The sequence below is a fragment of the Burkholderia sp. BCC1640 genome (assembly GCF_902833125.1).
GTDB lineage: Bacteria > Pseudomonadota > Gammaproteobacteria > Burkholderiales > Burkholderiaceae > Burkholderia > Burkholderia diffusa.
In genome coordinates, this window is sequence record NZ_CADFEF010000061.1 from 1 (window position 1) to 12314 (window position 12314).

At 58.3% G+C, this 12314-nt stretch carries 9 protein-coding genes and 3 pseudogenes; 9 read left to right on the forward strand and 3 right to left on the reverse strand.

What is annotated here, in order from left to right:
* Positions 1-683: 683 nt before the first annotated feature.
* The 9 genes and pseudogenes from HWX25_RS32015 (at position 684) to cynS (ending at position 10926) form a co-directional block, all read left to right on the forward strand.
* Complete coding sequence (locus HWX25_RS32015; protein WP_051889733.1) at positions 684-2273, forward strand: sigma-54-dependent Fis family transcriptional regulator; 1590 nt, start codon at positions 684-686, stop codon at positions 2271-2273.
* 124 nt (positions 2274-2397) lie between these two features.
* A pseudogene (locus HWX25_RS32020) lies at positions 2398-3525 on the forward strand (IS110 family transposase).
* A 510-nt stretch (positions 3526-4035) separates the two neighbouring features.
* Positions 4036-4629, forward strand: a complete 594-nt coding sequence (locus HWX25_RS32025; protein WP_051889732.1) for an OsmC family protein — start codon at positions 4036-4038, stop codon at positions 4627-4629.
* A gap of 39 nt (positions 4630-4668) precedes the next feature.
* Positions 4669-5811, forward strand: a complete 1143-nt coding sequence (locus tag HWX25_RS32030) for an acyl-CoA dehydrogenase family protein (RefSeq protein ID WP_175912569.1) — start codon at positions 4669-4671, stop codon at positions 5809-5811.
* Positions 5808-7169, forward strand: a complete 1362-nt coding sequence (locus tag HWX25_RS32035) for an FAD-dependent oxidoreductase (RefSeq protein WP_244135331.1) — start codon at positions 5808-5810, stop codon at positions 7167-7169. The genes HWX25_RS32030 and HWX25_RS32035 overlap by 4 nt, the downstream gene beginning before the upstream one ends.
* A gap of 65 nt (positions 7170-7234) precedes the next feature.
* Positions 7235-8632: a CmpA/NrtA family ABC transporter substrate-binding protein gene (locus tag HWX25_RS32040; protein ID WP_043179554.1), complete on the forward strand. Its 1398-nt coding sequence runs from the start codon at positions 7235-7237 to the stop codon at positions 8630-8632.
* 13 nt (positions 8633-8645) lie between these two features.
* Entirely contained in the window at positions 8646-9518 is an 873-nt protein-coding gene (ntrB, locus tag HWX25_RS32045) for a nitrate ABC transporter permease (protein WP_175825393.1), read from the forward strand.
* Positions 9508-10428, forward strand: coding sequence for an ABC transporter ATP-binding protein (locus tag HWX25_RS32050; RefSeq protein ID WP_175912571.1), 921 nt, complete (start codon positions 9508-9510; stop codon positions 10426-10428). The genes ntrB and HWX25_RS32050 overlap by 11 nt, the downstream gene beginning before the upstream one ends.
* Before the next feature lie 48 nt (positions 10429-10476).
* A complete protein-coding gene (gene cynS / locus HWX25_RS32055) occupies positions 10477-10926 on the forward strand; it encodes a cyanase (RefSeq protein ID WP_175912573.1) in 450 nt (149 codons plus the stop codon).
* A 447-nt stretch (positions 10927-11373) separates the two neighbouring features.
* On the opposite strand, the pseudogene HWX25_RS32060 reads toward cynS, so the two are convergent.
* The 3 genes and pseudogenes from HWX25_RS32060 to HWX25_RS33315 form a co-directional block, all read right to left on the reverse strand.
* A pseudogene (locus HWX25_RS32060) lies at positions 11374-11793 on the reverse strand (integrase core domain-containing protein); the annotation flags it as partial.
* Positions 11791-11987: pseudogene (locus HWX25_RS32065) on the reverse strand (IS21 family transposase); the annotation flags it as partial. The pseudogenes HWX25_RS32060 and HWX25_RS32065, both read right to left, overlap by 3 nt.
* Before the next feature lie 126 nt (positions 11988-12113).
* Positions 12114-12314: hypothetical protein (locus tag HWX25_RS33315; protein ID WP_208457058.1), on the reverse strand; the 201-nt coding region annotated here is incomplete at its 5' end.

Genomic DNA, 12314 nt, shown 5'->3' on the forward strand with positions numbered 1-12314 from the left:
GGAACCCCTCGGCTATATCCCGCCCGCCGAAGCTGAGGCAAACTACTATCGGCAACTTGAAACAGCTACCACTGAACCCGCATTAACTTAAACCAACCAGCCTCCATGATTCCCGGGGCGGTTCAGTCGGTCTTTTGCCACAGGTCATGCCCCATGCCAACTGGATTTTTCCGCTGGCCGTTGGTATCGGAAGCGCATTGTTGACATTGTCTTTTCTTACCTTCAGGCAATTCTCGTCGGTCGACCAACGAGTGCCGGATTGAGAGGGCGAGGAGTGGCTTTCTGAAACGTTGCGTGTGAGGGCTACACCGATAATTGCCAGGCGACGCAGAGGCACGGCCGTGCTTCGAGTTCGCATGCACCGCTGTTCCACTGACCGGATCGAAGAATTGTGCTGTGACTGTTGCCCGACCTCACAACGGCAGTGCCATGAAGCCTTTGGAAGTGACTGATGGCGCTGGCACTCCTGATTGTCACCGATGTGGAGGCAGAATCGAGAGGCGCCGAGAAGCTGCTGTTGGGGTCAGTGCACTTGATGAGTTGTGTGTTGAGTCCGCTGATTCCGCTTCGGTCGCTGCCCGGAGTGAACCAGCCCGAACCTTGAACCGATCGGTGCGATCGGAATTGTGCGGGGAAAATTGGCGCGAGTAGACTCGATGCATCGCTCTGGTGTGTGGTCCCGTATGAAACTTCCTGACAAGCAATTGAGTCGTGAAAGTGATTCTCCTGCGTTTTGGCGCGAGCAGGAGATGTTGCTCTTCCAGAATGTCATGAATCTGGTAGGGAAGAGCCTTACTCCGGATATCGTCCTGAGGGAGATCTTGCATTTGATGTCGGAACTGCTCGGTTTGAATCGTGGCCGTGTGGTTCTCAAAGATCCCGATGGCGAGACCTGCCGGATCAGGCATGCATACGGCTTAACGCGGTCCGAAATCGACCGTGGCCGCTACCGTCTCGACGAAGGCGTGACAGGCCACGTGCTCGCCCATGGACAATTGGTGATCGTGCAAAATATCGATCGCGACGATGTTTTCCTTGCACGTGCTGTCGCGCGCAAAGATCTACCGCCGGGTCCTGTTTCGTTTATCGCGTTGCCCGTTCGCATCGACGATCAGACGGTCGGCGTACTCGCCTGCCATCGCATTCGCACACGTCATCGCGCGATCGCGAACGATGTGTCGATGCTACGCATCCTCGCAACATTGATTGGACAGTTGCTGCAACTACAGACGATTCTCGAAGCAAAGACACGCGCACTCGAAGAACAAAATCGCATCCTTTTGCATGCGCTGGAACACGAAAGCGCTCGCTATGGGATCGTCGGGACATCGGCGCCATTGCTCAAGGCGATATCCGAGCTCGAACGAGTATCGGATGCGACGGCTAGCGTCCTGTTGCTTGGGGAATCGGGCACTGGTAAGGAACTATTCGCGAGGGCGCTCCACCTCGCGAGCCGGCGACGCGACAAGCCATTCATCAAGGTGAATTGCGCGGCAATTCCCGACTCACTATTCGAGTCGGAGCTGTTCGGGTATGAGCGTGGTGCATTCACTGGAGCGAACACAGGCCGACAGGGCCTATTCGAGCAGGCGTCGTCGGGGACCATTTTTCTCGATGAAATCGGTGAGTTACCCTTGTCGATGCAAGGCAAGTTATTGCGCGCACTTCAGGAGGGGATGATCACACGACTCGGTGGGAAGCACGAGATTCGCGTTGATATCCGGCTTGTCGCGGCGACGAATCGAACGCTCGAAAAAGAAGTGAGCGAAGGGCGCTTCAGGCAGGATCTGTTTTATCGGTTGAATGTCATTCCGATCACACTCCCGTCGCTTGCCGAGCGAAAAAGCGATATTCGTGCGTTGGCGCTGCATTTCCTCAACCGGACGAATCAGGCGAACCAGCGTAATGTCAGCCTATCGGCCGACGCCTATCGGCGTCTGGAAGAGCATACATGGCCAGGAAACATTCGCGAACTGTCGAACTTCATCGAGCGAGTCGTGCTACTTGCGGAAAAAGCTATTCTGGAGGCTGACGATATCGATCGCTTCATGCCCGCTGCGGAACTCGTGGATAAGAAGGCTTCGGTGGAACGGTCGCTGCCGGGACATCATCACGCCTCCGTCGCGCGGCCTTATCTGACGAACAATTCGCATACGGCGGAGCAACTTAAGGAAGCGTTGCGCACGAGCGGAAACAAGTCGCGCGCAGCTCAGATACTCGGACTCACGCCGAGGCAATTCAATTACCGCTGGAAGAAAGTCGTGAAGTCCTAGTCGGTACGACTCCCGTGAGGTCGGGCTTGCCTGTCGCAAGGCGACAAAGACGGGTTGGCATCGCTGCCAGAGCCGCATGGTGTGGTCAGGACCGCACGCGGCGATTTGCACCGTGGCAGTCAGCATGGAAGACGATGGCACGCTGTCTGTCGGTCTCGATGCCCATAAGGACTTGATCACAATCGCCTATGCGTTCGGCGCGAGCTTGGTCGAACTGCTTGGCGAGATCTATACGATCTGGATGGCTATCGATCGGTTATGAAAGCCCCTGCATTCGAACGCCCGATGCATCAGCGTGCGTATACGAGGCTGGCCCGTTCGGCTATGAGCTTTACCGACAACTCGCGCAGAAGGGTTGCGTCTGCATGGTGTGCGCGCCGTCCTTGATTCCTGCGAAGCCGGGAGAATGGAGGAAGGCTGATCGTCGCGACGGGATCATGCTGGTGCGATTGCTACCTGCCGCGACCTTTCAGTGGTCTACGTGCCCAGCGTCGAAGACGAAGCGTTTCACGATGTGGTCCGTACCTCGGTTAGCGCCAAGGACGATCGGAAGCCGACACGGCAGCGGCTGAAAGCCTTTCTACCCTAGCGTGGTGTGCGCTATATCGCGTCGAGCCGACTAGGGGCCGGCGCACCGGTGCTTTGGCTGAGCAAGACTGCGTGCGACAGCGTATGGCAGAAACTGGCGTTGGAGGGGCATTGGCGCACGATTGAGGACCGCCTCGCGCAATGTACCGGCTGGAGGCAGCCTTGCGCGAGGCGGTTGTCCACTGGCGCCTGTATCCGGCGATGTTGTGTCTGCAGACGATGCGCGGCGTGCAGTGCACCAAGCAGTGGGCGTGCGCGCCGAGCTGGGCTAGCTGTCACGCTTCGTGCACCCACGCAAGTTGATGACCTGGCTGAGGTGACGCCGGGCGAACACTCGTCACGCGAGAAGCGTCGTCACGGCAGCATCCCCAAGAATGGCAACAGCGATGAGAGAAAGCTGCTCGTCGAAGCCACCTGAAGCTACCAGTGCCCGGCCCGCGTGAGTCCCGGAACCAGCCTAGCCGCGAAGGCATCCCCAAGTCCGTCGTCGACCGCGCGGTATGCGCAGATGCACCTGTGTCGGCGCTATCGGAAGCTCGTCGCACGCGGCAAGCAAAAGAATATCGCGGTGATTGCGGCCGCGCGCGAACTCAGTGGCGTCATCTGGGACATCAGCCGACACGTGATGTCACTCGCAGTCCGGTCCGAGGTGTGCATGGCGTAGCGCGACACTTGAACAACGCTTGAATCACCCCAACCACTCGAGAAGGAGTTTCCTGAAGGCGGCGTAGCCTGGCACGCGAGTAGCCCGCGACGCGGCTACGCAACGAGTCTGATTCGACTTGCGGTCCTAGATTGCGGCAGGCTCATAGGGCGGACCTCTGTAATGCGATAACCAGCCCGTGGATATCAGCGTGATTCACCGTCGAGACATACTGCTGCGTCGCCCTCAGGAAAATCGGACAACATGCATTTGAAGACCGAAAAGCCGATCCTGATTGACAGCAGGAGTTATATCAGCCGCTGTGCGTTGGTGGCCGCGGGCGAAGCCAGATCTGACAATTGACATTGTCGACATTGTTAACAATGTCGACGTGATTGTCACTCTTCTAATTGTTGCCACGGCAGTGCTTAAAAATTTATTTTATTCATTAAAACAAGTACGTAGATCGAAAAAAAATCGCCTGGCATAACTCTTGTATTAGTGTCTGTGACCGCTTGATGGTCGTTTGAGATGAAACGTGGACACCGTTGGTGCCGCACCGAACAGGAGATTATCTTGACTACTGCCACGACTGAAACCATCGAAACTTTCCTTCGTCCGATCGATCGCGACGGGCTTCTAAATTTCGCGGCATCAGGACGCGACAACCCGGAGCGTCGCGGCACCAACAAGGTGCGCACTGTGATGAAGGGGCAATTTCGCTCGTGGAGCTATGTGGGCGACCACAACCCCGTCGTTGTCGATGAGCCGCTTCATCTGTTCGGCGAAAACACCGTTCCGGCGCCCGGAGAGATTGCGCTGTCCGCGCTCGGAGGTTGCCTCGGCGTCGGCATCACTGCAGTCGCGACGTTCCGCCAGGTCCGCTTGTCACGTCTCGAGATTTCGCTCGAGGGTGATATCGGCAACACGGCGGCATGGGGGGCGGGCGGCGCGGATCGTGTACCAGCGCAGATGGGATTTCAGGAGATCCGCGTCAGGGTGCAGATCGAGGGCGACGCGAGTCGCGAAGAATTGAAGGAGATTGTCGAGCACGCGAACTTCTTTTCGCCGGTCGCCAACACGATGCGCAATCCCGTTCAGTTCAGCATTTCGCTGGCGGACTGATCGAGCATTGCATGCCCACCGCCCTCTGGAAGACGCACCATGAACGTTAGTGATTATTCGGGCAGCCTGCTCGACTCATCCTGGCCTACGGACAGGATCATCGCGGATGTCACTGCTATTGCTGACAAGCAATTGGCCGAAGTTGCCCATCGTATCGACCATGACGGGTTTTACCCATTACACATCATGGCGTCGCTGGGAGCGGTGGGTGCCTTTGGTGCGCATTTGACGTGCGGCGGCGATCGGATCGCGCTGTCGATCGACGCGATGCGCGCGATCAGCCGCCGATGCGGATCGACAGGCTTCATGACGTGGTGTCATGACGTCTGCGGACTGTATATGGAGCAGTCGGGCAATCCGGCGCTCACCGGTGAGTTACTTAGAGAGCACATGATGGGCCGCAGTTTTGGCGGCACTGCACTGTCGAATCCGATGAAGGCACTGGCCGGTATCGAGAAGATGTCGTTGCGTGCGGTGGCTGTGCCCGGTGGGTATCGCGTGAGCGGCGCACTGCCTTGGGTCAGCCATATCGCACCGGGACACCACTTCGGCGCGATGGCCGGCGTGTATCGCGATGACGGTTCGCTGTCGCACGAAATCATGTTTTTGGTCCGTTGCACAGATCAGGTGCACTTGCGTCAGTGCCCAGAGTTCTCTGGGATGGAAGGAACCAGCACGTGGGGCGTGCGGGTCGACGAACTATTCGTCGGCGACGACATGCTGATCGCAGATCCTGCACGTCCTTTCATCGCCCGCATCCGCGCGGTGTTCGTTTTGCTGCAAGTGGGCATGGCGTTGGGCGTGTCGCAGGGAAGCATCGATTCGATGCGCGAGGTCGAACCGGTCCTCGGTCACGTGAACCGCTTTCTACATGACCGCCCGAATGACCTCGAGGCCGAATACGCGGAACTGGCGGAGCAAGTCGCAATGCTTGCGCAAACGCCTTACGACGGAAGCAAGGACTATTTTGTGAGCGTGCTAGATGCGCGCGCGCAGGGTGCCGAACTCGCACTACGCGCGTCGCAGTCTGCACTGCTGCATCAGGGGGCTCGAGGGTATCTCTCCAGCGCTGCTCCCCAGCGCCGTGTGCGCGAAGCGCACTTTGTTGCGATTGTGACCCCGGCGATCAAGCACCTGCGCTGGGAGATGGACCGTTTGTCCCGTGAGGAGATGCCTGTATGAATGCCCTCGATATGCCGCCGTGGCGACGATTTCTGTGTCGCGCCTGCGGTCTCATTTATGACGAAGAATTGGGCGACGAGGACAGCGGTCTCGTGCCCGGCACGCGATTCGAAGACATTCCGGACGATTGGGAATGCCCTCTTTGCGGTGTGACCAAAGCCGATTTCGAGCCGTGCGACGCAATTCTCGAACAGGAACTGCCGCGGGCGCACGAGGCTGGTGCAGTGACGAACGCCAAGATCGCCGGCGTTGTGATCGTCGGCGCGGGCATCGCGGGATGGAGCACGGCCGAGGCCGTGCGCGCACTCGATCGCGAAGTCCCTATCACCCTCGTGACCGCTTGCAAGGGGGACCGCTACCACAAGCCGGAAATTTCGGTCGCGTTGAGCCGCGGTTTGGCGCCGGGCGACATGATCCGCGATCCGGCCGCCGATGCGGCCCGCCGGCTCGGCGTTCGCGTGATCGCAGACACATTCGTCGTTGGCATTTCGTCGCGTACGCGTCAGTTACGCACGACGCGCGGCAGTTTTCGATACACGAAATTGGTGCTCGCACAAGGATCGCGGCCCGCGCTTCCCGCGTCGCTTCCGGCAGAGCTGTGCTGGCGCGTGAATGACTTTGTCGGCTGGCAAGGTTTGCATGCGCGATTGAGCAACGGGGCGCGTCGCGTAGCCGTAGTCGGTGCGGGCATGGTCGGCGTCGAGCTTGCCGAGGACTTCACGAAGGCCGGTCATGCGGTCACGCTAATCGACATCAACGCGGAGCCGCTGCGTGGACTCGTACCGGACTTCGTCGCGAAGCGCTTGCGCGCTGAGCTGGACTTGCTGGGTTGCCGTTTCCTCGGTTCGACCCGTATCGCTCAAATCGAGATTGCCGCCGATGGCTGCAAGCGCGTCGTGACACGTGACGGCGACGCCCTGTTCGTCGACGAGGTGGTGGCGGCGACCGGACTTGAGACGGAATCGCGGCTCGCGCGCGACGCAGGACTCGCATTCGACAACGGAATTGTCGTTGACGCACGGACCATGCAGACGAGTCATGCGGACATCTATGCCGTAGGCGATTGCATCAGCATCGATGGAGTGCCGTGCCGTTTCATCGAACCCATCGCACGGCAGGCGAATGCGCTCGCGCATCATGTTTTGGGACTGACGCACCAAGGTTACCAGCACGGAACACCTGTCATTCGTTTGAAGACGCGCGCGTTCCCAATTGTGGTTCACGGTTTGCCTCGCGCGAATGGCATATGGCGCGAAGCGACGACTTGCGACGACAGTATCGTCGCCGAGCAGTGGCTTGGCGCGGAGCGAGTCGCACGCCTCGTAGCGGGGCGTGCGACGCCGCAACAGGTTGTGTGATATGCGAAGCGCCCGTCTTTCTGTGAATCGCCTTTCAACTGTCCGATACATAGGGTCCCGTGAGCATGAATGACAACCTGTACCAACCCTACAGCGCCGATCGATCGCTCAATGGTTGCTCGTGCGGTAAGCACCTGAACCAATCCGAACACGAGTCGGCGGCGAACGCGCGGCTGGCTGTCCGTCGCGAGGATGCGGATGCACTATCGCAGGACTTCGTCGAGGCTGCAGTCGTGCGCGCTCTCTTTCCCAACGACCTGATTCGCCGCAGGTTTTTGAAGGCCGTCGGAAGCAGCGTAGCGCGCGCGGCGATCGCGAGCGTGTTGCCGCTGGCTGCCCTTCAGGCGATGGCTGGCGAGCGGCCCGGCGCGATAGAAAAGAAGGCTCTGAAAATCGGCTTCATCCCGATCAACTGCGCGACGCCGCTCATCATGGCGGATCCACTGGGATTCTATAAGGAACAGGGGCTCAACGTCACACTCAGTAAGACCGCCGGATGGGCGCTTGTGCGCGATCAGATGCTCAACCGTCAACTCGACGCGTCGCATTTTCTCGCGCCGATGCCTCTGGCTATTTCCGTCGGGCTGGGGTCGTCGCCGCAGCCGATGCGTGTGGCGGCAATCGAGAACATCAATGGTCAGGCGATTACGCTTGCGCTGCGGCACAAGGACAATCGTGACCCGCGCAACTGGAAGGGTTTCAAGTTCGCAATCCCGTTCGAGTATTCGATGCACAATTTCCTATTGCGCTACTACCTCGCGGAGTACGGTATCGATCCCGATCGCGACGTGCAACTGCGCGTGACACCGCCGGCCGAAATGATCGCTAACCTGCGCGCGGGCAATATCGACGGGTTCCTGGGGCCAGATCCATTCAATCAACGTGCGGTGTACGACCAAATCGGCTTCATCCACATCTTGTCGAAGGACATCTGGAATGGCCACCCGTGTTGCGCGTTCGGCGTGTCACAGGAATTCATCACGCAGAATCCGAATACTTTTGCGGCGCTGTTCCGTGCGCTTTTCAAAGCGTCGGCGAGCGCACACAAGGCCGAAAACCGGCCCGCGATCGCCAGAGCGATTTCGACGCCGAACTATCTGAACCAGCCAGAAACGGTTGTTCTACAAGCTTTGAGTGGGCACTACGCGGACGGTCTCGGCAACGTACGTAACGAACCGGACCGGGCGGACTTCAACCCGATACCATGGTACTCGATGGCAACCTGGATGCTCACGCAGATGCGTCGTTGGGGGTACATCAAGAGCGATGTCGATTATGCCTCGCTCGCGCGAAAGGTTTTCCTGCTTACAGACGCGCGGGCACGCATGAAGGAACTTTCCGACCCGTTCTCGAGCACGATGGATCCTGCGAGCGGTTTCCAGACGTACACGATCATGGGACGCGAGTTCAATCCGGCTGATCCCAAGGGCTATGTCTCCAGTTTTTCGATCAGGAGAGCGTGAAGTGAAATCCCCCATGAAAGCGACACTTCGCGTGCGCGCTGCGCTGATTTCGCTGTTCGTGCTGTGTCTGGCCGTTTTGGTCTGGCAGATTGCCACGACGCAGCAAGGACAGACGCCGCAACTGCATGTGACACCCGAGCAGATCGAATATGCGAAGTTGATGGGCCAACCGGTGCCAGGAGATGACGCCGGCGCGACGCGGCACGACGGCTTTCCGACGCCGGCGCAGTTTCTCGCAGTCGGAATGAGTAATCTCGCCCATCCGTTCTACGATCATGGCCCCAACGACAAGGGCATCGGTATACAGCTGGCATGGTCGTTGATGAGGGTTGCGGGAGGCTATCTGCTCGCGGTCGTCGTCGCTGTTCCGTTTGGATTTGTCATCGGTATGTCACCGGTTCTGTACCGCGCGTTCGACCCGTTCATCCAGTTGCTCAAGCCGATCTCTCCACTGGCATGGATGCCTATTGCGCTCTATACGATCAAGGATGCGTCGCTTTCCGCCATCTTCGTGATCAGCATCTGCTCGATCTGGCCGATGCTGATCAACACCGCGTTCGGCGTCGCGAACGTGCGCAAGGACTGGCTGAATGTCGCGCGGACACTCGAGGTCCAGCCGATGCGCAAAGCATTCCAGATCGTTCTGCCGGCTGCTGCGCCTACGATCGTCACGGGAATGCGGATATCGATGGGTATTGCATGGCTCGTGATCGTCGCAGCAGAGATGCTGGTCGGTGGGACCGGGATCGGGTATTTCGTCTGGAACCAGTGGAACAACTTCTCACTGCCGAACGTGATCTTCGCCGTGCTGGTCATCGGTGTCGTAGGCATGGTTCTCGATCTGATGTTTGCGCGTCTGCAAAGGAAGGTGACCTATGCCGAGTAATGATGGTCGTGCCAGTTCGCGGCAAGCTTTCGTCGAAGTCGACGAACTCTCGAAGCAGTATCGTGAGGACGTACCCCCCGTCTTCGAAGACGTGACGTTTCGCATGGACCAGGGTGAGTTCATCTGCGTTATCGGGCATTCTGGGTGCGGCAAGAGTACGATCCTTAATGTGCTTGCCGGACTCGAGGAAGCATCGTCCGGGGTGGCGGTGATGGCGGGGCGAGAAATCGCGGGCCCGAGTCTCGATCGTGGGGTGGTATTTCAAGGGCATGCACTGTTGCCGTGGCTGACCGCGAAGCAAAATGTGGAGTTCGCCGTACGTTCGCGTCATCCGGACTGGAGCAGAGCCGCAATCACCGAGCACACGCTGCGATTTCTCGACATGGTCGGGCTGTCGCACGCGGTAGACAAGAAGCCGTCCGAGTTGTCGGGTGGCATGAAGCAGCGAGTCGGTATCGCACGTGCGTTTTCGGTCGAGCCGAGAATGTTGATGATGGACGAACCGTTTGGCGCACTCGATGCGCTCACGCGAGGTGTCATTCAGGACGAGCTGCTGAGGATTTGTGCGGCGACCAATCAGACCGTTTTTATGATCACGCACGATGTCGATGAAGCCATATTGTTGGCCGACAGAATTTTTTTGATGAGTAATGGTCCCCGTGCACGCTTGGCGGAGATTGTTGTCAATCCGCTACCGAGAGACCGGACACGCGAAACGCTTGTCAACGAGCCACAATTCTACGTAATACGAAATTATTTGATCGATTTCCTTGTGCGGCGATCGGCACTAATTCAGCAGGAAATAGAAGACGGCAAGAGTCCTCACAAGTCGACGCGCGTCGTCAGGCTGGACGCGAATCCGAACGCCGTCGTCAATCTCGAGCAAAGTCGCGCCGCGCGTTTAGCGTAGTCGGGTATTTGCACTTATGTTGTTACACCTTTTTTACAGGAGAGTTTCGTGATTACTAGCCGCTCGCAAGTGACAGAGATGATCGTGTCAGCCAAAGTTCGAAAGGGCATCAAATGGGTAGATGTGGCACGCCGCGTCGGTCTTTCGAAAGAATGGGCAACCGCTGCATGTCTCGGTCAGATGACGCTCGACAAGGCCCAGGCGGAAACCATCGGCAAGATTTTTGAACTTTCCGACGAAGCCGTCGCGTGGCTGCAGATCGTGTCGTACAAGGGTTCGCTGCCGACGCCGGTGCCGACCGATCCGCTGATCTACCGTTGGTATGAAGTGGTGAGCGTCTATGGCACGACGATCAAGGAATTGATCCACGAGGAATTCGGCGACGGCATCATGAGCGCCATCGATTTCTCGATGGACATCCAGCGCGAGGCCGATCCGAGGGGTGATCGCGTCAACGTTGTGCTGTCTGGAAAGTTCCTGCCGTACAAGAGTTACTGACGCGTGACGACCTGTTCCGGCGCGTGATTTGCGGTGCCGTAACTGACGTTGTTCTCGGCCTGACGGATGGCACCGGAGTGCTGGCCGTGCTATTTCTGGCGCCTTCTTCGGGGCGCCGCCGATCTCGCGCTTTGCAGCCGCGGTCGCTGCGCTGGGCGTCGTCGCGGTGGTGCGGCCGCGCTTGAACTGCCTACGATCGCCGATCTTGCTCATCCCGCTGGCGGAAGCGAGCAGATTACCGGAATGCGACGCGTGCGTGCGCGACGAACTCGTCGTCGATCGGCTGGTGCACGAGCAGGTGCGAATACCGGGGTCGTCGCCAATTCACAGTCATCTGTGTTTCAGAAGGCTATCGCCATGACCGTGGAAAGAACGTTTATCGATACCCTTGTTTTCTAAGCTGGTCAGGAGTATGAACCGTACCGGAAATCATGGAGGCTGGTTGGCTTAAGTTAATAGCGGTTCACCGGTAATCTGTTTTCGTTGTCGATAGAAGTTTGCCTTAGCCTCGGCGGGCGGAATATAGCCGAGTGGTTCCATCAGCCGATGGTTATTGAACTAGGCCACCCATTCCAGCGTAGCCAATTCGACGGACTCACACGTTTTCCAGGCGGTGCGGCGGTGATTCAGTTCAGCTTTGTACAGACCGTTGATCGTTTCCGCCAGCGCGTTGTCGTAACTGTCGCACCGGTTGCCTACCGACGGCTTGATGCCAGCCTCGGCCAATCGCTCGCTATAGCGAATGCTGACGTAATGGGCCCCGAGATCAGAGTGACGGATAAGAGATCCATCGTCACCGGACCGACGGACGTAAAGCGCCTGCTCAAGTGCGTCCAGAACGAAGTTCGCGGTCATCGAGGTACTGACACCTGCGATCGTGGCGTCGTCCGGCAACGGCTGCACTGAATCCAGCCAACTACGTGCGTCCGCCTCGCGGCGCACGGACGTCAGTTTCTTGCGACCCATCAAACCGCGCGCGCTACGTCGAGATCGGAGTCGCCTTGCCGCATGCGGACAAGGACTTGGCGGTACTCAAACAATTCGAACTTCCTGTTGGTCATGGACGCTCCGTTCAAAAAGAACGGAGCGTACCGACTCGGAAAGTTCGAACCGCGTCCTCGCCTCAATGCTACTGGCGCTTATATGCCGCCCCTCAGGTGGCTCCTTTATGCCGACCCCGCATTGGCTCAATAGCACCGCCCTGTGACAGCTTGGCGAACAATGAGGATAACGACGCTGGCGAGGGCGATGCTGGTGACAGATTGTTGATGTCCGCACAGAACTGACCCACTAGAGCTGAAAATTTTCATCGAATTTTGACCCACGTGATTGAATGCCCTGCTCAATCTTTGAGCAGGGGATACAAAGGTGATCACGGTGGGCATATT

What these genes read in the sequence shown, in the direction of transcription:
- HWX25_RS32015 (WP_051889733.1), top strand. Translation starts at nt 684, where the DNA reads ATGAAACTTCCTGACAAGCAATTGAGTCGTGAAAGTGATTCTCCTGCG.
- HWX25_RS32025 (WP_051889732.1), top strand. Translation starts at nt 4,036, where the DNA reads ATGAAACGTGGACACCGTTGGTGCCGCACCGAACAGGAGATTATCTTG.
- HWX25_RS32030 (WP_175912569.1), top strand. Translation starts at nt 4,669, where the DNA reads ATGAACGTTAGTGATTATTCGGGCAGCCTGCTCGACTCATCCTGGCCT.
- HWX25_RS32035 (WP_244135331.1), top strand. Translation starts at nt 5,808, where the DNA reads ATGAATGCCCTCGATATGCCGCCGTGGCGACGATTTCTGTGTCGCGCC.
- HWX25_RS32040 (WP_043179554.1), top strand. Translation starts at nt 7,235, where the DNA reads ATGAATGACAACCTGTACCAACCCTACAGCGCCGATCGATCGCTCAAT.
- ntrB (WP_175825393.1), top strand. Translation starts at nt 8,646, where the DNA reads ATGAAAGCGACACTTCGCGTGCGCGCTGCGCTGATTTCGCTGTTCGTG.
- HWX25_RS32050 (WP_175912571.1), top strand. Translation starts at nt 9,508, where the DNA reads ATGCCGAGTAATGATGGTCGTGCCAGTTCGCGGCAAGCTTTCGTCGAA.